Here is an 18,496-nt window from a genome sequence, read left to right as displayed (position 1 = left end):
GCCCGAGGTCACTTCCCCAGCGAACAAGCCGCGTTGAAATGCCTGTATCTGGTGACCCGATCCCTCGACCCCACCGGACGCGGCAAGGCACGATGGGCGATGAGGTGGAAACCCGCCCTCAACGCCTACGCGATCACCTTCGAAGGCCGGATCACCCCGACCGGAAACTAACCAACACCGGGATCGGATCCGCCGCTAATCGGACACTCCCGCAGCTCCCACTGCCCGGCCCGGTCCTGGGTGCGGGTGGCCTGGTCCTCCCATCCGGGGTGTGTTGTTGGACTTAAAGGCAAGCGCCGCTACACCCGTAGCACAGATCGCCGCCGAGTCGGAGTCACCCGTCCCACGTCTGCCTGGCATCTGTCTGCTTCGAGCGCGACAATGTGACCCAGCGCATGTGAAGTCGCGTGCGCGTGGAAGCGGTGGTCCCGCCATTCGGGGACGGGCGCTGGTTGCACAGGGGAGGCGCGGCTATGACCCAGTACGTTTGGTGAGCTGGTAGCCGACACCGAGGAGGGCGATCCAGATCGCCCAGATGTAGAGGGCGAGGCGGGTGTCGGCGTCGATGGCCATGATGACGACGATGGCGCCGAGGACGGCGACGGTGATCCAGTTGGTGATGGGAGCACCGGGCATGCGGAAGTCAGCGGCAGGCAGCGCGCCGGCGCGGACTTTGGTCCGGTATCGCAGGTGGGCGGCGAGAATCACGACCCAGGTCCACAGGCCCGCACAGGTGGCCACCGAGGTGACGTAGAGGAACGCTTTGTCTGGTGAGATGACGTTGACGATGACCCCGGCTCCCATGACCAGGGTGGACAGCACCAAGGCGTGCCGGGGAACCTGGCGGTCGTCTAACTTCCCCATCGTCTGGGGCGCTTCCCCGTTGGCCGCGAGGTCGCGCAGCATACGTCCGGTGCAGTAGATGCCGGAGTTGCACGACGACAGGGCGGCGGTGAGAACGACGAAGTTCATGATTCCAGCAGCGCCGGGGATCCCGACGTAGGCGAAGACCTGAACGAAAGGGCTGACACCAGGGGTGTACTGCCGCCAGGAGAAGACTGAGAGCAAGACGATCACCGCGCCGACATAGAACAGGCCGATACGGACCGGAAGGCTGTTGATCGCCTTACGCAGGGTCTGGCGCGGGTTTTCAGCCTCACCTGCGGTGACGCCTACGAGTTCAGTTCCGACGTAGGCGACGATGACGACCTGCATGGCCAGCATGGACCGCCAGGCGCCACGAGGTGCGAATCCGCCGTCGGACCACAGATGCGCGAGGGATGCGGTGTCACCGGCTGCGGAGAAACCGAAGATGAGGACACCGACGCCGATCACGATCATGGCGATGATCGCCATGACTTTGACGGTGGAGAACCAGACCTCCAGTTCGCCGAAGATCTTGACCGACACGAGGTTGGCGATGAATAGCACGGCCAAAGCCGCAGCGGCGGTGGTCCAGACGGGAATCCCGGTCCACCAGAAGTTGATGTAATGACCTGCTGCGGTCACCTCGGACATGCAGGCGGTGATCCACAATGCCCAGTAGGACCAGCCGGTGGTGAAACCGGCGAACGGTCCGAAGAACTCGCGAGCGTAGTCGGCGAAGCTACCGGAGACCGGCCGGTAGATGATGAGTTCGCCCAGCGCCCGCATGATGAAGAAAACCACGACTCCGCCAACCGCATACAGGGCGATCAAGCTGGGCCCGACCCTGGCTATGGCCGTGCTGGATCCATAGAACAGTGCGGTGCCGATGGCCCCGCCGATGGCGACCATCTGGACCTGGCGGGCGCTCAGTCCCCGTCGGTAGCCCTCCTCGGAAGTGGTGCGCGGGGAGGTGCGGCCACCGTCGTGCTGTTCGATCTGCATGAATGTGCAACTTTCGGGTCAACCGCCCTGGCTGTGGGCCGATGGCGGGCTGGGGTGGGGATGTGAAGAGGCCGGGTCCGGCCGAATAGAGGCGGAGGGCGATTGGTGATGGGCCGACCGATGTGTATAGCGCAAGGGCGACCTCGATGATCCGCGGAGATCCTGGTCGGGTGGGCTGCGGTACTGTTCAGCGATGGCGCTCGGCTGCGGTGCGCTGTTCGGCGACCGTGTCGGCGGCGGCACCGGCAAGGGATGCCCTCGCAACGGGCCATGTCGGAGATCTCGATGACGGTGTTGAAAAGTGTTCTCCAACAGTGAGGTCATCACGGCGGGCGCGCCCGTCGCTCCGCAGCAGCGAGAATGACACCTCCGCCGTTCGTGACGTTAGTCGAGCACCCAGGTGATACCTCGCTCGTCGAGGTCGTGCTCTATTCGCGGGTGGGCCAACTGGCTGTTGGCTACTCAGCACCGCTGATCACTTCGTGAGCGGGGTCCGACAACTCACGTGTGCCCTGACCCGGCGGTCCAGTCGGCGTTCGCACCGCAGATGATCAGGCATGGCAGTTCCCCGGGAACCTGGCCGGCGAGCCATGCGGCGAACGGGATCGCCGCGGCCGGTTCGACCGCGATCCGGCACTCCTCCCACAGCCTGTCGCGGGCCTGCAGAATCTGCTCGTCGCTGACCAGAACGGAGGACACATCGTGTGCGGTGAGGACAGTGAAAGGGACCTTGCCGACCCGACTTGCTCCGGTCGCGGAGGCAGCGACGGAGTCCACCGCCGAGTCGGTCGGCCTGCCCGCAGCGAGCGCGTCGTGCAGGCAGCGGCAATGCTCAGGTTCTACCGCGACGACACCACGCTTACCTGCAGACAGCGCCGTACCCGCCGCCAACCCTCCACCGCCGACAGTCGCTGCGATCGTGTCGACATCCACGGCATCGGCCACGATCTCAGCCGCCACGGTTCCCTGCCCGGCTATGACGGCTGGATCGTCATAGGGGTGCAAGAACCGATACCCCCGCCGCACCGCAACCTCCGATGCCGCCGAGACAGCCTCGGCGAAGGTGGCGCCGTGCCGGACCAGCCGTGCACCGGCAGCCTCGATGCGGCGCACTTTCGCCGACGGAACCGTCTGCGGCACATAGACCGTCGCGGACACTCCCAGCAATGACGCCGCGGTCGCGACCGCCAGGCCGTGGTTGCCGCCAGATGCGGCAACCACCGGGTCGTCCAGCGGCCCAGAGAGCATCGCGTTGAGCGCGCCCCGCAGTTTAAACGAACCGCTGCGCTGCAGGTACTCCAGCTTCAACAGAACACGCCGACCGTCGACCTCGAGATCGAGCAACGGAGTACGACGGATGCCAGGACGGATTCTGTCGGCAGCGGCACACACATCGGCGACCGAAAGCGCCTTTACCGGACTGTCAGTCGGGCTCTTCATGGAGTTCATGCTCTGCGCGCCTCCCCATTAGCGCAAGCAACGTTCAATAAGCTGAATTTAGCAATGCTTATGCTTACCGCATGGTCCGAGAGCTCGACGCCAACCGCCTGCGGGTCTTGATGGAGGTGGCACACGCCAAATCCATCGCCGAAGCGGCGCGCAAACTTGCCTTCACGCCCTCGGCGCTGTCACAGCAGATCGCCAAACTCGAGACCGAACTCGGTGCACGCCTGCTAGAACGTCACCCGCACGGCGTCACCCCGACACCGGTCGGCGCGGTCCTGGTAGATCACGCGGAGCGCGTGATCGGCGAGCTCCGGCAAGCCCGCGCCGCGCTCGACGCCACGCTCGGAACTCAGCCGCAGCGTCTCGCGCTGGGTTCCTTCCCCACCGCGGCGCAACTACTGGTGCCAACAGCGCTTGCCGCGCTACAATCCCGCCATCCTCGTGCCGAGTTGTCGCTCGTCGCCATGGAACCGCCCGATGGCTACGGACTAGTGACATCCGGTGACCTCGACGTCTTGATCACCCATCGCTATCCCGGCGTGGCACCGACACCGCATCCAGGACTCGACCGGCAATCACTGCTCGACGACCCGCTGCGACTGGTGGTGCCCGCCGGCCACCGACTCACCCAAGGTGCGGCACCTCACGGCATCAACCTCACTCGCCTCGAGAACGAAACATGGATTTCAGGGGCACCCGGCATCCCGAACAGGACCTGTTTGGAAACACTCGCACGTCGGGCCGACATCGAGCCACACGTCGTCTACGAGTCCGCCGACTACCACGTCATCATGGCACTGGTCGGCGCGGGACTGGGAATCGCGCTTGTCCCCGCGAGCATCCTCGCCGGAGCCGACCGCAGCCACGTCTCGGTTCACCATCTGCAAGGGCCCGCCCCGGCCCGTGAGATCAGCATCGTCCACGGGCGTCGGCCGACCGGCCTGGTCCGGGAACTGGCTGCCTTCCTGCACACTGCTGCGAGCACCGCCGGTCAAAACGGTCCGCCCTGACTGTCGCCGAACTGATGAAGGTCTTCTCTGTCGGGCGCGCCACCATCTAGTACTCCAGCATCACTTAGTGATGTGTGCATTCCCCGTTTCTCCGAGTGATTGATCTTCCCCCGGTTTTCCGGAGTTGATTTGCTTGACCTTTGGTCACGAAGTCGTCGAAGGAGACTTGTTCCTGACAAGGCGTTATCCCGAGGAGTTCCGTCGGAAGGTGCTGGATCTGGTCGCCGCCGAGCGTCCGGTCGCGCAGGTAGCTGCGGACCCGGGCATCAGCGACCCAGACGATCTATGTCTGGCGTAAACAGGAACTGATGGACACCGGTCAGATGCCGGGCGCAACCAGCGCCGAGCAGTCCGAACTGGCCGCGGCCAAGCGCCGCATCCGAGAACTCGAGCACGAGGTCGCCATCCTGAAACGAGCTTGTGAGCTGCTGAAAGAACAGGCCAGCGGACCAAAAGGCGTTGGTAGCTGAGTCCTCGTCTTCGGGGTGCCGCAGTAGCAGGCGCCTGGGTGCAGTCGGTGCACGTGGAGCAGCCCAGGCACCACGCCGACAGGTGATTGGCCAGTCCCTGATAACGCGGCCACCCGGAAGTAGAGCCCGGGTTGTTTCGTCGGTTTCAATCGATCCCGCAGCACACCGGATGGTGGGTGTGGGTGCAGGCCGCAGCGTACTCGGCCGGTGTCCGGTAGCCGAGGGCCGAATGCCGGTGCCCCAGGTTGTGCTCGGTCATGAAGTCGCCGATGACCACGCGGGCCTCGAGCATCCAGGTCCAGTGGTTGCGGTTGAGGCACTCGGTGCGCAACCGGCGGTTGAACGACTCGATGTAGCCGTTGTTCCACGGCGTGCCGGGCGGAATGTAGATGATCCCGATCCGGTTGGCGCAAAAGCGTTGCAGCGCTGTGGATGACATTTTCGGGCCATTGTCGCACCGCAGCACCTTCGGGACGCCCCGGGTGGCGAACACCCGGGCGAGTTCGGCGACGAGTTTCTCGCCGGTGATGGAGCGTTCCACCAGATGCGGCAGCGAATCCCGGGGTGTGTTCATCGACCATCGACGCGATCGTCACCGCCCGACCATCGACAGAGGAGTCGAACTGGATTTAACGCCCACACCGTCTTCGGTGCATCCGCGGTGACCGCCGACGCCGACGAGGACCCGAGGCGTTTGCGTCGGTGATGCGCCCGCACCTGCGGGCCTTCCTGCTTCCACAACCGATGCACCCGTTTGCGGTTGACCCGATGGCCCTCGTCGAACCGCAACGCCGCCCACGCCCGACGGAACCCATGACACGGGTTCTCACGCGCATACTCGCGCAGCCAGGCCCTGGCGCCGGCGTCGGGATCGCCCGGGGTTTGATCGAGCGGCAGCCGCCGGAAGGTGGACCGATGCACCCGACGACCTTGCAAGCGAACCGCTTCGACACGCCCTTGACCCGCACGAGCATGCCCACCGCCCGCCGCTTGGCCGCCGGGCTTAGAATTTTCCCCGAGCGATCTCCCGCAACGCGTCGTTCTCCAGCCCGAGTTCGGCTGCCGCGAGCGTTACGGTGAGCTCCTGCAGCGGGCGCATCTGCTCCCCCCTTGCCGCTGGGTTTCGTTCATGTCGTTGTCCCAGTAGACCTGGCGTGCACGGCGGGCCCGGTCGCGGGGCACGGTGCGCCAGTTGTAGTCCGCCGACCGCAGCAACTCCCGCAGTACCTGCTCGGTGTCGCGTTTGTGCACGCGCAGCTCGGCAATGAAGCAGATTCCGGATCTGAGCTTCCGCCGCGGTGATGCTGCGACCGGTCCGATCGGCGATCTCGGCGAGGGTCAATCGGTGCGTAGCAGCTCGACCAGTTCCAAATTACGTTCATCGGTCCGCCACTTGTAGGCATTGCGGTGGCTGGTGCTGCGGCCCATGGAAGCCCCCTTGGCAAATTCCCCTACGGTGCATCGTGACCGATGCCTTTCCATGGTGTCCGCGAGGACGGCGCAGCTTGGGCAATTTTCCAGGTCCTGTGCAGCCTGATGTGGATCGAATGACGGGTTTTGCCGGGTCATAGATGTTTGGTGGAAGCGCCGGGGAGAGCGTGCCCTCCGGCCGGCGGACGGTAGGCTGTTATCCGGGTATCATCGGATCCTGCAGCGATGCCGTCGCGGCGGCGACACGAAGCGGCCCCGTTATCCGGGGCAAGCACGGAAGGCAGCGCGGATGGGAGTTGCGGTGACCCGGATCCGGACGGCGCCGCCTCGCACTGTCCGGTCGTCGGCCGAGGCGTTCCCGGACACCATCGACTCGGTGAACACCCGCCGCGCCTACACCATCGCAATCGGCAAGACCGCCGACCAGCTCGACGGCCGCGGCCCCGACGGGCTGCGTGCGGGCATCGGGCCCTGGCAGCGGTGACCGACACCGCGCTGGAGGCCTTGTGGGGCAAGGCTTCGGTGAACACCTGGAACGCCCGCCGCGCTGCGGTCGGCGAATGGCTGAGCTGATGCCGCGAACAAGGCTGGAACGCACCCGCGGTCCCGGCCTCGGCCGGGCGGTCCACCCCACCGGACTCCGGCACCCCGGTCCGGTCCCGCACCGCGATCGACCGACTCATCTCCCGCCGCGACATCCACCTGCGCGAGAAGACACTGTGGCGGATGCTCTACGGAATCTGCGCCCGCGCAGAGGAACTTCTGCAGGTCAACATCGAAGACCTCGACCTGACCGGACGCTGCGCCCCGGTGAAATCCAAGGGCGTCAAACCCCGCACCCGCCGCCGGGGTGCCACCCATCACGAGCATGTCCTCGAAGCGGTGTACTGGGACGCCGGTACCGCCCGGCTGATCCGCGACCGCACCCACGGACCGCTGTTCGTCACCCACCGCCGACCCGGGCCCGGCGAATACCTCGCCGACCGCGACGTGTGCCCGGACACCGGGCTGGCCTGGCTGTCCTACGACCAGGCCCGCGACCTGCTCGACGCCGCGACCACCGTCACCGGTCCCGGGACCGGATGGGACCTGGACGAACTCAGACACTCCGGCCTCACCCACCTGGGTGAGGCCGGCGGCGATCACGACCACAGCGAGGAGGACATCCGCTACGTGCGCCGCCGCTATCTGACTGCGGAGGGCGGCGCGGCAGATCGGCATCGAGATCGCCAACGCCACCTTCCAGGTCCGGCGGGCGAGTGTGTGGGGTGAGGGCTCGACGGCGGTAGCGTCGGATTCGACGCACTTCCGGTCGTGGGATCAGAAAATCTTCACCGAGTGGCACTCCCGCTACAGCGGCCGCGGCGTGCTGATCTACTGGTCGGTCGAGAAAGGCTCAGTGGTGATCCACTCGCAGCGCATCAACTGCTCCGCCAGCGAGGTTCACGCGATGGTCGACGGCGCGGTCCGCCACGCTACCCAGATGAAGGTCGAGTCGAACTACGTCGATAGTCACGACCTGTCCGAGATCGGGTTCGGGGTCACGAAACTGCTGGGATTCGACCTTCTGCCGCGGATCAAGCGGATAAACAAGTGCAAGCTCTACCGCCCGGCCGCTGGGGAGGCCGACCTGTGGCCGGGGTTGCAGCCGACGATGACCCGCCCGATCCGGTGGGAACTGATCGCGCAGCAGTACGACCAGATGGTGAAGTACGCAACCGCGATCCGCACCGGCACCGCCTCGACCGAGGTGATCTTGCGGCGGTTCATGAAAGCCAACGCCGCCCACCCGACCTATCAGGCGATGATCGAACTGGGCAGAGCACAGAAACGATCTTTCTGTGCCGGTATCTGCGCAGCCGGGAGTCGCAGCGCGAGATTGAAGAAGGACTCAACGTGATCGAGTCGTGGAACCGCGCCAACGGCGTGATCTATTACGGCAAGACTGGCGCGCTGGCCTCCAACCGCGCCGACGAGCATGAGTTGAGCGTGCAAGTGCCTGCGGATCGTGCAAGCCTCCCTGGTCTACGTCAACACCCTCATGATCCAAGACCTGCTCGACGACCCCGGACACCGGCGACACCCTGACCACACCGGCCGACAACGGGGTGTGACACCCCTCTTCTGGGACCATGTTCTGCCCTACGGTGAGGTCAAGCTGAACATGACCAGCCGCCTCACACTCAGCGGATGAGGCGATTAGGCAGCAGATCTCGGTGCTTGTCCACGCCCAGGAAACACGGACATGGCTGCCCGCAGCGCAGCCGCCGCTGAAGCTTCTACTGGGAACGGTCCCGAGCATTGTCAGATAACACCGTATTATCTGACAAAACCGGGCGACGTCCCTGGGGAGACCCCCTGCTGCGCGGCACCCCTTTCCCGCGTGTTATCTGACATTTGAGGAGCCGTGGACCGATGACCCCCACCCGACGTCTTATTCCGGTTCCCATGGTCTCGGCCGCGATACCGACCGTGGCGGCGCTGGGGCAGTACCTGCGATGGCTCGCGAGCCATCGCGGTCGTTCCGGCAGCGTCACCTCCCCGGAGACCGTACGCGCGTACATCAGTGCGCTGCCGATCGCGTTCGCGGGTATCGCGAACCTCGCCGAGCTCGACGGATCAGGCCGAGACCGGCTGCATCGCAACATCCGCACCGCGTGGGAGCACCGTGGTCCGGCGACGTTCAACGCCAAACGAGCCGCGGTTGCCAGCGCCTTGAACTGTTCCCAGGCCCAGCAGTGGGTCGGCGACGCCGCCGTCGTGTTGGACGGGCTGAGGCGAGAACATCAACCCAAACCCGATGCCCACCGGGTCAGCTTCCGGGAAGCTATCGATCGCCTGATTGCCGACAAAAGGTGGCCCCTCGAAGACCGAACCCTGTGGGCCATGCTGTATGCTGTCGCGGCCTGCGCCGAGGAAGTCCTGCGCCTGGATCTCACCGACCTGGACCGTCCCAGCCGGCGTGCCCGCACCCGCCGCAAGGGCGGCAAGACCGTCGAGTTGCTCTACGACATCCGCACCGCACGCTTGCTCGGCCAACTGCTCACCGGACGCGGGAGCGGACCGATCTTCCTGTCTCGCACAGCCCTCGACGACGGCACCGTACCCGTCTGTGACATCGACCCGGGCACCCGGCGCCGGCGGATGAGCTACCGCACCGCCGACCCGCACCTGTGCGCCGCGACCGGCGGGTGGGACCTGCACGATCTGCGTCATTCCCGGCTCGCCCACGTCGGGGAGGACGGTGCCACCGACACCGACCTGATGAACCTGTCCGGCCACGAGGACCGCCGCACGCTGCAGCGGTATCTGACACCCAGCAAGGACGGCACCCACCGCCGACTCGACGACATCGACGCCCGTAGGGCCATCTGGACACCCGGCCCGGACGAGCTCGCCATGCGCCTCACCGCCGCCGCACAGCCCCACCTCTCACGGTGGTGAGGCTCGCATGAGCAACGGTGCAACGAGAGCCTTGACCTGGGCAATGAAGGAGCTGAAACGCCTCACCAGCATAGAAACGGCGGCGCTACAAAACACCGGCAAAGACGTAGTTCGCTCGATCAGGCGGGATGTCGATGAAAAGGTGCACACCGACCAGGACGGCAAGCGCAAGATCGAGAAAGCGTGGGAACAAGGGCGGGTACACAGGCCGCGATCCCAATCTCCAGAGACCGCGCTCGCCATTGCCGAGATGCGTCCTGGTCGTCACGCCCCCCCGGAAATGGCGGCTGGCTACATCATCTCGCTGCCGCGAGCGGTCTGGAAAGAATTCGGAACGGGAGTCGATGCAATAATCCGCACATCGCCCAGCCTGCTGCGGAGGATACACGATATCACGCGCGAAGGATGGACCATCAGGTACGGCCCGGAACACAGTGGGACTCAAACAATTCCTGAACTGAAACGGATACTCATCGACCCCAGCCGCAAAGGAGATCCGCTGCAAACCGCTGTAGCCATCGCCTACGAGTCCGGGCACACCATAGAACCCTTCAAAATCCTCAAACCAGGACCACTGGACGACAAAGAGGGGTGGATCGAATACCATCTGGACAAGATTTACAAATCCGAGGCGCGCGCACATTGGTCTCTGCAGCAGGCTCAGAGCGAAAGCGCGTCTCGGGGTGGACCGCTCGTCGGTTTCGGGTCCCCCGCTTACGGAAGAAGTATCGAAGAAATATACGATGCCGCAGATGGTAGAATGTCCGACGACGCGATCGGGAAAATTTCTGCGTTGATGGCAGATGGGAGGGTTGGGGATTGGCACGATCCGCCACCACCCACCTTTGCGGATCATTACAGTAAATTGCTCGAAAAGATCTGGGAAAAGTACTAGGACGGGGCAAAAAATTGATCGAGATCGTGACGGGCTCGTTCCGCCGGGTATGACGGGATTCGCCAGCGAGATACATGCGATCGCCCGGCGGTTGTTGGCCATTCCTGGCCACCTAGGCCCGGGTGCTGTCGCCGACGCCTGCTCCGTGGTGCTGCATGAGGTGACCCAGACTAACGAGTACGGCAACGAATTCGAAGGACAGCCCGAAGGCGGTGCTTTCTCGGTCGTCTCTTTCCGTGTACTGGCCGATCCCTCGGAGAGTCCCCGAAGTATGGTGATCCTGGAGATCCGCCAGGAGGTCAGAGCGGCCGAAGTGGAGTTGAGAAGCTACTTCGACTTGTCAACCGACCATATGACTTTCAATCCGAGGATACCGCCCGCCGGAGCCGTATTCTTTTCCGAACAACATGGCAACCGAACACTCGTCCTGCAGTTCTCCCTGCACTCAGACCTGCTTCAGACGGTCGCGGTGCGAGAGAACATGTGACTGTTCACTGGCGAGTCACGGCAGTCCTGTCCGTCCGGGCTTACCGTTGCGGTTCGTGTACCACATCCCCCACAAGGTACCCGGCGACACGGGTCCCTGACGCACTCCCCCGCCCCGACCGGGCGAGGTGTGATCCCCAACGGCCTTTTGACCTGGTCAACAGAGTCGTCTGCCGCTCCTGACACGATCTTTAACGACACCCCTGGTCGGTCGGCCGAGACCGTCGACCGGGCCGCGTATACATTCTGTGTGTTGGAGCAGTTCCACCGGCATATCAAGCACCGCAATATCTTCGTCGAGTCGTCGTCGAAGAGGCGGGCTTGAACGCGCTGGGTCTGTCGGTGCAACCGGCCGGATGCTCGCCGATCACACGGCGGTGCTCGATGTCGCGTACCGAGAGGTCGCATCCCGGTTGGACACCCACACCCCGGCGACGGTCGATGACGAGGGCAAGCTGCACGCTGCGTCGCTGGATCGCGGTCCCCGACCCGCCGAGTCTGATCGATCTTCGGCAGCGGGTGGAGGCGATGTTGCCGAATATCGAGCTGCCCGAGCTGGTGCTGGAGGTGATGTCGAGGCATCCCGGGTTCACCGAGGCGTTCTCTCATGTCGCCGGTGACTCGGCGCGGGTCGCCGATCTGGGTTTGTCGGTCGGGGCTGTGCTGTGTGCGCACGCGATGAACGTCGGATTCGGGCCGGTGACCAGCCCCGGCGTGGAGGCGCTGACCCGTAACCGGCTGCACCACGTCGATCAGTCCTACCTCCGGTTCGACACCCTGGCCGCGGCCAACACCGCGCTGGTCGAGGCCCAGGCGCGGATCCCGCTGGCGCAGGCTTGGGGCGGTGGGCTGGTGGCTTCGGTGGACGGGTTGCGGTTCGTGGTCCCGGCCCGCACCATCCACGCTCGCCCCAACGCGAAGTATTTCGGCCGCAAACGCGGCATCACCTGGTTGAACGTGATCAACGATCAAGCCGCAGTGCCTTGCGGCGCAGGTGCTCTCGGGGACCCTGCGCGACTCGCTGCACGCGGTCGATGTGGTGCTGCGCCAGCAAGGCGGCACCGTGCCCGAGAAGATCATTACCGACACCGGCTCCTACAGCGACATCATGTTCGGCCTGCCGCACCTCCTCGGGCGTCAATACCGGCCGCAGCTGGCGAATCTGCCCGACCAAAGGTCGGACGAATCTTCAAATCCAATGCACGTGCTGCGGCTGGCCGACGACGAACCCTACCGGCGCGAGATCAAAGCCCAAGCCATCCTCACCGAGGGCCGCCACGACCCCGCGCGGCGAATCTGTCACGGCCGCAGAGGCCAAATGACCCGCACCTACTACGAAGGCATGGAAAAGACCAACTGTCAGCGCTGGGGCTGGTCGTCAACTGCGTGGTGCTGGGGAACACCGTCTATATGGATCGCGTCCTGGCCGAGTTGCGCGCCCAGCAGTACCTGGTCCTTGACGCGGACGTGACCCGGTTGTCACCGTTCATACGGGCTCACATCGGCATCGACGGGTACTACAGTTTTATCTTCCCGATCTCGGCGGCACACCGGCCGCTGCGCGATCCCGACATAGGTGACGACGAGAACCTGTGACAGAGCGCCTCAACTGTCGCTGGTGGGTTGTTGCTGCCGGACGGTTTTCGTCGGTCGCGCGAAGTGTCACCGGATCAGCCGGTTAGCTTGTCACTGATCTCGGATTCATCTCATCATTCTTCGGCGGGACGCAGGGCGCTGCTGGTGAGCCGGAACTGGCGGTCGCATCCCGGGTTCACGAGGATGTCTGCTCCCGGCGGTACGATCTCGGGCAATCTTTTGCCGACGATCGGCCACCAATGCGGGACCGACAGTCGCTGTTTGTGTATCTCGGCAGTGAGGACCAGAACACACGGCACTCCGTCGGGAGCGGGACCGACCACGGGTTGGTCGTTGTCGTCGCAGGCTATCTGCACTATCGAGTTCTGTAGTGTCGGCACGATCTCCTCGCCACGGTCTTCGCCTTGCGCGATGAGCTGAACAAGCGCGTCGAGGGGATCACTGGGAGTGGAGTCGGTGAGCGGCACGTACCGGGGATTGGGGTGGAAAGGGCCGAGTGCGCCGTGGTCGTCGAGCATCCAACCGCCGACCATTACTTCCGGTGGAGGGTTGTCTTCGGCAGTATCGGCATGCCAGTGCGGGTCGAGCAGCACGAACCAGTTGTCCTGGCGGATCGCTCCGGGCATGGGCTCCATAAGTCCTTATTCCTCTCTGCGGCTGGCTAGCTCGGCTACCCTGCGGTATCGGCGCCTGGCCCGGGGAAGACTTCGAATCCGGGTGCGGTGCCGTCACCGCGAAGCTTCAGCAGTGTGACGTACATATCGGAGACGCCGTTTTCGATAGAAAAACCGGTCATTCCTTTGGGGGCATAGATGTCTCCAGTCACGGCACCGGTGCGGTGCAGGTAGTCGGCCGTCGTTCGGGCCACCATCGCCCCGTCACCCACATCGCATGAGACCAGTACCACAGGGGCGCCGGGGCTTGCCCCAGCCGCCCGCGCGAAGTGTTCGTTCGTCGCCAAGATCTTGCCGTATGTCTCACCATCCACATCGACAGTTGTCCACCGCGGCAGCAAGCGAGACCCGAGGTTGGCCTTCACCACGAAGACCTCGGGATCGGCGTGTGCTTGGGCATACACCGGTCGCTTGGGCGTCGTGGTCTGCGCCCATGGCGCTGTTTCCGGTTCTTCGGCGATGAAGGCAAGTTGTTTGGTGACTCGTGCCTTCTCGACGTCGACGAACCCCCGAGTCACTGTGGTGTCGACGTTTCTCGTCGGAGCGCTCGCCCATTTCCCGGATGTGTCGTCGCTGGGTTTGCTCGGGAACATCACTCCGATCGTTTCTCCGTTGGCGTCCTTGAGCGCAACGCTTTTCACGTTCGTAGGCTGGAACAACACCGGCTTTCCCTTGGCGGTCGTGCCAGACAACATCAGATCCGTGCCCGCCGCTGCAATCGATCGCCTGCCTTCGCCGTCAGCGGCCGAGTGCTTCCACACAGCCAGCCGAATTCCGCCTGTGGTCTCACCAGTGCGTCCGGAATACACCCTCACCGCCTTGTGTGCGCTGACGCCGATTCGTTCGGCGGCCCGCACCAACAGCGCAGAGAACCTGGACATCAGCGAGTCCCGACCGGTCCGGAAGTGGACTCCGCGCAGGAACTCAGCAGGGTGATCAACACTTCACTTTCGGCAGACCATGCATACGACAGTGCCGAGGTTACCGACCGCACGACCAACCTTCTCACTGCTGGGATCATGGGCGGCCAGCCATCATGGCCTGGAACTCCCGAGGCTGTCATAAAGTGCAAAGTGGGACGGGCCGAGCGGGGTGTCCGTTAGGGGATCCTTCAACAGCCACTCCGCCGGGACGGTAACTGCGGGCCGCCGCAAGGACGAATGCTGTCTCACATACGTGGTACGGATGGATTCTCAATGATGGGGTGCTATCCGTTACGCTTTCGGTCATGACCGGCACGTTGATCGGCTATGCCCGCTGCTCCATCGACGCCCAAGATCTCACCGCCCAGCGCGACCGGTTGAGTGAGCTCGGTGTCGCCGAGCAACGCATCTATCTCGACCACGGACTGACCGGCACCAACCGTCAGCGCCCTGGTTTGGATCAGGCGCTCGCGGCGGTCCGTGCCGGTGACACCCTCGTGGTGCCGAAGCTCGACCGGCTGGCGCGCTCGGTGCCGGATGCGCGGGCGATCGGTGACGACCTGGCCGTCCGGGGTATCAAGCTGTCGCTCGGCGGGCAGGTCTATGACCCACAGGATCCGATGGGCAAGACGTTCTTCAACATCCTGGCCACCTTCGCCGAGTTCGAAGTCGACCTGATGCGGATGCGTACCCGGGAGGGCATGGCCGTGGCCCGCGCCAAAGGCCGCCTCCGCGGCCGCCAACCCAAGCTCTCGGCCAAGCAGCGCACCGAGCTGTGGCGCATGCACGGCAGTGGCGAGTACACCGTCGCCGACCTCGCCGAGGTGTTCGGCGTCTCGCGGCCCACCATCTACCGCGCCCTCCAACGCGACCAAGCCACACAGCTGCAGTGACGCCTTCACCCAACAGCAACCCCAGCACCGATAGATACGCAAGGAAGCATCCCAGGGCGCGGGCGCAACCCCCGCGGCAAATACGGACTCTCACGTTAGCTGTGATGGGCAGCAGAGGGCGTTGTTTTGCTGATCCGATCAGATGAGATTGCGCGGGCAGCTCTTCAAGCCGCCCGAGAGTTGAGCAGCAGCATGACGAGAATGGCAAGGGCTGAGGCCGAACACGGCACCAGGCCCTTCGCTCGTCTATCCAAGGATGCAGCCGAAGAATTTCGAAACGCCGACAGAGGGTTTCGCCGTGAATTCGACACCGGTGACTCGTCGCGCTCGCGGACCGCACATCCCGACCGTCCTGCGGAAGGCCCAAGCGGCGGTTCCGGCGGCGCACCCCCGCCTCGCAGCCGACCGTCGGACCCGTATCCGAAGATCGAACTACACGTGCACCTCGAGGGCACGATCCGACCGAAGACGTTACTGGACATGGCCCGCCGTAACGGTGTGGTCCTGCCTGTGGACAACGTGGAGGCGCTGTCGGAGATGTATCAGTACCGCGACTTCAACCACTTCCTCGAAATGTGGCGCACCACCACCGGCACCATGCGCACCGAAGACGACTTCCGCCAAGCAGTGATCGATTACGCCCGTGAGGCGAAGTCCCACGGCGTGGAATACATCGAAACCACCTTTTCTCCCATCAACCGCAACAAATGGGACGGCATCCCCTACCCAGCGATGTTCAACGGCGTCGCAGACGGCATCACCGCAGCAGCCGAACGCTACGGTGTCACCGTGCGGGCAATGCCTTCCATGATCTGGGGAGGACCACCCGATCTAGCCGAAGAATGCGCCAAGTGGGCTGTGCGCTACCGAGAACGAGGCATTGTCGGCTTGGACGCCGGCGGCAACGAATTGGGACGCGGCGACGTCTCGCAGTTCGATCGAGCGGTGGCGATAGCCCGCGACGGTGGGCTGGGGATCGTGCCACACGCAGGGGAAGCCGGAGGCGTCCAAGCCATCCGAGATGTCCTGCGCTGGGATCCAGACGGGCTGCAACACGGGATCGCCGCCGCCAGCGATCCCGCCCTGATGGCCGAGCTCGTGGACCGGGGCATCGTGCTTCGCGTCACCCCGACCTCGAACGTCGGCACCCGTGTCGTTGGCGATATCGCCGAGCATCCACTACCGCGACTGCACGAGGCCGGCGTCCGCTGCAGTATCGGTACCGACGACCCAGCCCTGTTCGATACCACCCTCGGCCAGGAATACGAACTGGCCGAGCAACTCGGCATCAGCCCCGCCTCCGCCTACCGAGCCGGGGTCGACGGCGCCCTATGCGACGACGCCATCCGGCAGCAACTGCACGAGGTCGGCGAGGCGGCGTTCGGCGATCCACGCGACCGCGTCGCCTAACCTCGCACTACCACCAGCTCGCCAGACACCATGACCGGTCCCCGATATCGAACACCACTACTTCGTCGACCTGCGGCGTCATCGCGTTCACCCGCTCGGTGTGCTCGGCCAGCCACCCCCACCAGCTCCTGCGGCTCTACTGGAATCCGGGACCTCAGCTGCGACAACCTTCCCGCAGCAGCTCCCGCTCAAGTCCCTCGGCAACCGCGCGGAACCACTCATTCCAGTCCTCAGCGTCGTGCTCTAGCTTGCCCGCGCGCACATGACCCCACTCCGCGGCCGCCACTTCCCGCGACCCCGCCGCACCGGTCGACTCCGATTCCGCGACGCCGTAGCGGGCCAGTAGCGCCGCCATGTCCTGTGCCGTCGATGACCACCCCCGCACGACCAGACCGCCCACCTCCGCCTCGAACACACCGCGATCATCACGCCGGATCATTGAGACCATCACCCTGCAATCAGATTTGAGTCGAGCCGCCCTCCTTCCGAGTATCGCTCCCACCACCGAAAGGTCCTCCGCATATGGTTCGGAAAGTAGGCGGGTGGAGGACGCAGCCGCGGAGGCTGCCGCTGAGCAAAAGCCCCATTCGCTATGCCGTTCTCAGAGGACCGAGTTCTGTCCTGAGGACCACCCACACGATTACGGCAACTCCGATCCAGGCGGAGCGGCGGGAACAGCGGTGATGACGATCCGGGGCATCTCGACGACGGCGGCGGGCGCGAGGGCCCCGGGCGACATCTGGGACGGGAACGATGTCTGACTACCCGAGACCCCCGCACACCGGCTGAGTCCCAGCCACCGGTTTGCCGGAGGTGCAGTCTTCGGTGCCTCGCGCCCCTGGACGCCGAGGTGGAGCTCACCACATCGCAGGGTTTCCAAGCAACTCCTTAGCGACGGATTCCGCGTTTGAGGCTCGACTCTGGGCGAAGTGCCCGATGAAAGCCCCACTTCCCAGCTAGCGACGGATACAACGCGACTGGACCCAACTCCCGCTCCCCAATGAATTGGCTGCCGCAACCAGACAAATACGCGCTTAATAGCTATCGATCAGCTATGTTTGGTGCAGGCCCGTGTCTACACGTGGAGGCAGAGCATTGCGGTCGGCACGTCAGGTATCAGAACTCCTGACCGTGCCCGAAGAGGTCGCGGTCACTCTCGACACCTGGCGCGACGGCGGGACGATCGAGTCGGTGAGCGCGTTCGTCGCCGAGTCGATCCAGGCAGCTGTCGATCGGCGGAAGTCCCTGGCCACCATCGAATGCGTCTACGGCGGCCGACCGCCGCCGGAGATGATCAACCGCGGCCGCGAGCTGCTGGGCCTGCCGCCACTGTCGTCTGACGAACATCCTGCTGCCGGCGCCGCATGAGCGCAACGGCCCTGTCCTAGTTTCCAGCGATAGAAGACGTTGCGGCTGATGCCGTAGTAGCGGCATGTCGCAGCGACATTGCCGCTGACCTCCTCGGCATGCCGGAGAACGGCCAAGCGCCGATTCGCACGCCTGGCCAGGTCCTTCTCACTCCAAACACGTTCGGCCATAAGGACTCCTCTTCATATCAGGAGCCCAAACTGTCAACAACCTCTGTCAGTTTTAGACCTAGTTCCTACCACAAGCCCCATCCAAGGGCCCGCAGAAAGGATGGTGCACCAGTGACCACTCACTCCCAGGCACCGGGATGGTGCCGGGCAGCGGCCGCACCGGTTTCCCGATGCGCCGCCGCGCCGGCACCGTCCTCACAGAAGCCCTCTCCTATCCGGCCTCTCCCGCTCAGCGGCCTGCCAGCTGACGGGCTTGCTGGCGGATCTGGTACAGCTGCAGCTCCGGGAGTGTCTGATCTCCGGTGTATCTGATCTCGGTCTGACTGGCCGAGCCTGAGGGTTCGGCGGGAAGGATCATTTGATGTCGGAGACACTCGAATCCGTGGTGGATGCGGTGGATCAGAAGAAGCT

Annotated in this window: 21 protein-coding genes and 3 pseudogenes; 16 read left to right on the top strand and 8 right to left on the bottom strand. The window is 64.5% G+C overall.

The annotated features are described in order from the left end of the window. Positions 1-171: pseudogene (locus tag GVY64_RS35270) on the top strand (IS256 family transposase); the annotation flags it as partial. Between the two features lie 300 nt (positions 172-471). On the opposite strand, the gene GVY64_RS35265 reads toward GVY64_RS35270, so the two are convergent. Further along, positions 472-1,869, bottom strand: a complete 1,398-nt coding sequence (locus GVY64_RS35265; RefSeq protein ID WP_159850798.1) for an amino acid permease — start codon at positions 1,867-1,869, stop codon at positions 472-474. 501 nt (positions 1,870-2,370) lie between these two features. Then, complete coding sequence (locus tag GVY64_RS35260) at positions 2,371-3,318, bottom strand: serine/threonine dehydratase (RefSeq protein ID WP_201298309.1); 948 nt, start codon at positions 3,316-3,318, stop codon at positions 2,371-2,373. A gap of 71 nt (positions 3,319-3,389) precedes the next feature. Between GVY64_RS35260 and GVY64_RS35255 the strand changes: the two genes are divergently transcribed. Both GVY64_RS35255 and GVY64_RS37485 read left to right on the top strand, forming a co-directional pair. Then, positions 3,390-4,325, top strand: a complete 936-nt coding sequence (locus tag GVY64_RS35255) for a LysR family transcriptional regulator (RefSeq protein ID WP_159850796.1) — start codon at positions 3,390-3,392, stop codon at positions 4,323-4,325. Between the two features lie 308 nt (positions 4,326-4,633). Further along, the gene (locus tag GVY64_RS37485) at positions 4,634-4,795 is read left to right on the top strand and encodes a hypothetical protein (RefSeq protein ID WP_201298308.1); all 162 of its coding nucleotides are present in this window, start codon (positions 4,634-4,636) and stop codon (positions 4,793-4,795) included. 145 nt (positions 4,796-4,940) lie between these two features. On the opposite strand, the gene GVY64_RS35250 is transcribed toward GVY64_RS37485, so the two are convergent. Together GVY64_RS35250 and GVY64_RS39325 are read right to left on the bottom strand one after the other, a co-directional pair. Then, a complete protein-coding gene (locus GVY64_RS35250; RefSeq protein ID WP_159850794.1) occupies positions 4,941-5,369 on the bottom strand; it encodes an integrase core domain-containing protein in 429 nt (142 codons plus the stop codon). Further along, the gene (locus GVY64_RS39325; RefSeq protein WP_159850792.1) at positions 5,366-5,716 is read right to left on the bottom strand and encodes an IS3 family transposase; all 351 of its coding nucleotides are present in this window, start codon (positions 5,714-5,716) and stop codon (positions 5,366-5,368) included. The genes GVY64_RS35250 and GVY64_RS39325 overlap by 4 nt, the downstream gene beginning before the upstream one ends. Positions 5,717-6,515: 799 nt before the next feature. Between GVY64_RS39325 and GVY64_RS38400 the strand changes: the two genes are divergently transcribed. From GVY64_RS38400 to GVY64_RS38370, 10 genes and pseudogenes are all read left to right on the top strand, one after another. Further along, positions 6,516-6,710, top strand: coding sequence for a hypothetical protein (locus GVY64_RS38400; RefSeq protein WP_236567504.1), 195 nt, complete (start codon positions 6,516-6,518; stop codon positions 6,708-6,710). 242 nt (positions 6,711-6,952) lie between these two features. Further along, positions 6,953-7,498, top strand: a complete 546-nt coding sequence (locus GVY64_RS38395; protein ID WP_236567503.1) for a hypothetical protein — start codon at positions 6,953-6,955, stop codon at positions 7,496-7,498. Then, positions 7,488-8,314, top strand: a pseudogene (locus GVY64_RS38390) (Tn3 family transposase). Before GVY64_RS38395 ends, GVY64_RS38390 begins: the two are co-directional and overlap by 11 nt. After that, positions 8,235-8,420: a hypothetical protein gene (locus GVY64_RS38815; protein WP_159850788.1), complete on the top strand. Its 186-nt coding sequence runs from the start codon at positions 8,235-8,237 to the stop codon at positions 8,418-8,420. The pseudogene GVY64_RS38390 and the gene GVY64_RS38815 overlap by 80 nt, the downstream one beginning before the upstream one ends. Before the next feature lie 221 nt (positions 8,421-8,641). Then, a complete protein-coding gene (locus tag GVY64_RS35225; protein WP_159850786.1) occupies positions 8,642-9,670 on the top strand; it encodes a site-specific integrase in 1,029 nt (342 codons plus the stop codon). 7 nt (positions 9,671-9,677) lie between these two features. Beyond that, positions 9,678-10,565 (top strand): hypothetical protein, encoded by an 888-nt coding sequence (locus GVY64_RS35220; protein WP_159850784.1) that lies wholly within the window; start codon positions 9,678-9,680, stop codon positions 10,563-10,565. A 49-nt stretch (positions 10,566-10,614) separates the two neighbouring features. Further along, the gene (locus GVY64_RS35215) at positions 10,615-11,052 is read left to right on the top strand and encodes a hypothetical protein (RefSeq protein ID WP_159850782.1); all 438 of its coding nucleotides are present in this window, start codon (positions 10,615-10,617) and stop codon (positions 11,050-11,052) included. Positions 11,053-11,435: 383 nt separating this feature from the next. After that, positions 11,436-12,020 (top strand): annotated as a pseudogene (locus GVY64_RS38380) (Tn3 family transposase); the annotation flags it as partial. A gap of 25 nt (positions 12,021-12,045) precedes the next feature. Further along, positions 12,046-12,522 (top strand): Tn3 family transposase, encoded by a 477-nt coding sequence (locus GVY64_RS38375; RefSeq protein ID WP_328821054.1) that lies wholly within the window; start codon positions 12,046-12,048, stop codon positions 12,520-12,522. Next, positions 12,408-12,647: a Tn3 family transposase gene (locus tag GVY64_RS38370; RefSeq protein WP_442939681.1), complete on the top strand. Its 240-nt coding sequence runs from the start codon at positions 12,408-12,410 to the stop codon at positions 12,645-12,647. Before GVY64_RS38375 ends, GVY64_RS38370 begins: the two co-directional genes overlap by 115 nt. A 113-nt stretch (positions 12,648-12,760) precedes the next feature. Here GVY64_RS38370 and GVY64_RS35205 read toward each other — a convergent pair whose 3' ends face one another. Beyond that, positions 12,761-13,273, bottom strand: coding sequence for a type VII secretion system-associated protein (locus GVY64_RS35205; RefSeq protein ID WP_159850780.1), 513 nt, complete (start codon positions 13,271-13,273; stop codon positions 12,761-12,763). A gap of 44 nt (positions 13,274-13,317) precedes the next feature. Next, complete coding sequence (locus tag GVY64_RS35200; RefSeq protein ID WP_159850778.1) at positions 13,318-14,202, bottom strand: hypothetical protein; 885 nt, start codon at positions 14,200-14,202, stop codon at positions 13,318-13,320. Between the two features lie 347 nt (positions 14,203-14,549). Here GVY64_RS35200 and GVY64_RS35195 point away from each other — a divergent pair, with 347 nt between their 5' ends. Next, positions 14,550-15,137: a recombinase family protein gene (locus GVY64_RS35195; protein WP_159850776.1), complete on the top strand. Its 588-nt coding sequence runs from the start codon at positions 14,550-14,552 to the stop codon at positions 15,135-15,137. A gap of 126 nt (positions 15,138-15,263) precedes the next feature. Beyond that, positions 15,264-16,547: an adenosine deaminase gene (gene add / locus GVY64_RS35190; RefSeq protein WP_201298307.1), complete on the top strand. Its 1,284-nt coding sequence runs from the start codon at positions 15,264-15,266 to the stop codon at positions 16,545-16,547. Positions 16,548-16,701: 154 nt separating this feature from the next. Here add and GVY64_RS35185 read toward each other — a convergent pair whose 3' ends face one another. After that, positions 16,702-16,962, bottom strand: a complete 261-nt coding sequence (locus GVY64_RS35185; protein ID WP_159850774.1) for a hypothetical protein — start codon at positions 16,960-16,962, stop codon at positions 16,702-16,704. 656 nt (positions 16,963-17,618) lie between these two features. Between GVY64_RS35185 and GVY64_RS35180 the strand changes: the two genes are divergently transcribed. Beyond that, positions 17,619-17,915 carry a hypothetical protein gene (locus tag GVY64_RS35180; RefSeq protein ID WP_159850772.1) on the top strand — a complete coding sequence of 99 codons (297 nt, stop codon included), beginning with the start codon at positions 17,619-17,621 and terminating at the stop codon, positions 17,913-17,915. 399 nt (positions 17,916-18,314) lie between these two features. Here the strand turns inward: GVY64_RS35180 and GVY64_RS38365 are convergent. After that, positions 18,315-18,496: hypothetical protein (locus GVY64_RS38365; RefSeq protein ID WP_236567501.1), on the bottom strand; the 182-nt coding region annotated here is incomplete at its 5' end.

It is taken from the genome of Nocardia sp. CY41 (assembly GCF_009829325.1).
GTDB lineage: Bacteria > Actinomycetota > Actinomycetes > Mycobacteriales > Mycobacteriaceae > Nocardia.
The sequence above is the reverse complement of the archived record's forward strand: the minus strand, read 5'-3'. Positions and strand labels throughout refer to the sequence as shown.

Excerpts from the sequence above, each read along its gene's own strand:
- GVY64_RS35265 (WP_159850798.1), bottom strand. The coding sequence starts at position 1,869 with ATGCAGATCGAACAGCACGACGGTGGCCGCACCTCCCCGCGCACCACT.
- GVY64_RS35260 (WP_201298309.1), bottom strand. The coding sequence starts at position 3,318 with ATGAACTCCATGAAGAGCCCGACTGACAGTCCGGTAAAGGCGCTTTCG.
- GVY64_RS35255 (WP_159850796.1), top strand. The coding sequence starts at position 3,390 with ATGGTCCGAGAGCTCGACGCCAACCGCCTGCGGGTCTTGATGGAGGTG.
- GVY64_RS37485 (WP_201298308.1), top strand. The coding sequence starts at position 4,634 with ATGGACACCGGTCAGATGCCGGGCGCAACCAGCGCCGAGCAGTCCGAA.
- GVY64_RS35250 (WP_159850794.1), bottom strand. The coding sequence starts at position 5,369 with ATGAACACACCCCGGGATTCGCTGCCGCATCTGGTGGAACGCTCCATC.
- GVY64_RS38400 (WP_236567504.1), top strand. The coding sequence starts at position 6,516 with ATGGGAGTTGCGGTGACCCGGATCCGGACGGCGCCGCCTCGCACTGTC.
- GVY64_RS38395 (WP_236567503.1), top strand. The coding sequence starts at position 6,953 with ATGCTCTACGGAATCTGCGCCCGCGCAGAGGAACTTCTGCAGGTCAAC.
- GVY64_RS35225 (WP_159850786.1), top strand. The coding sequence starts at position 8,642 with ATGACCCCCACCCGACGTCTTATTCCGGTTCCCATGGTCTCGGCCGCG.
- GVY64_RS35220 (WP_159850784.1), top strand. The coding sequence starts at position 9,678 with ATGAGCAACGGTGCAACGAGAGCCTTGACCTGGGCAATGAAGGAGCTG.
- GVY64_RS35215 (WP_159850782.1), top strand. The coding sequence starts at position 10,615 with ATGACGGGATTCGCCAGCGAGATACATGCGATCGCCCGGCGGTTGTTG.
- GVY64_RS35205 (WP_159850780.1), bottom strand. The coding sequence starts at position 13,273 with ATGCCCGGAGCGATCCGCCAGGACAACTGGTTCGTGCTGCTCGACCCG.
- GVY64_RS35200 (WP_159850778.1), bottom strand. The coding sequence starts at position 14,202 with ATGTCCAGGTTCTCTGCGCTGTTGGTGCGGGCCGCCGAACGAATCGGC.
- GVY64_RS35195 (WP_159850776.1), top strand. The coding sequence starts at position 14,550 with ATGACCGGCACGTTGATCGGCTATGCCCGCTGCTCCATCGACGCCCAA.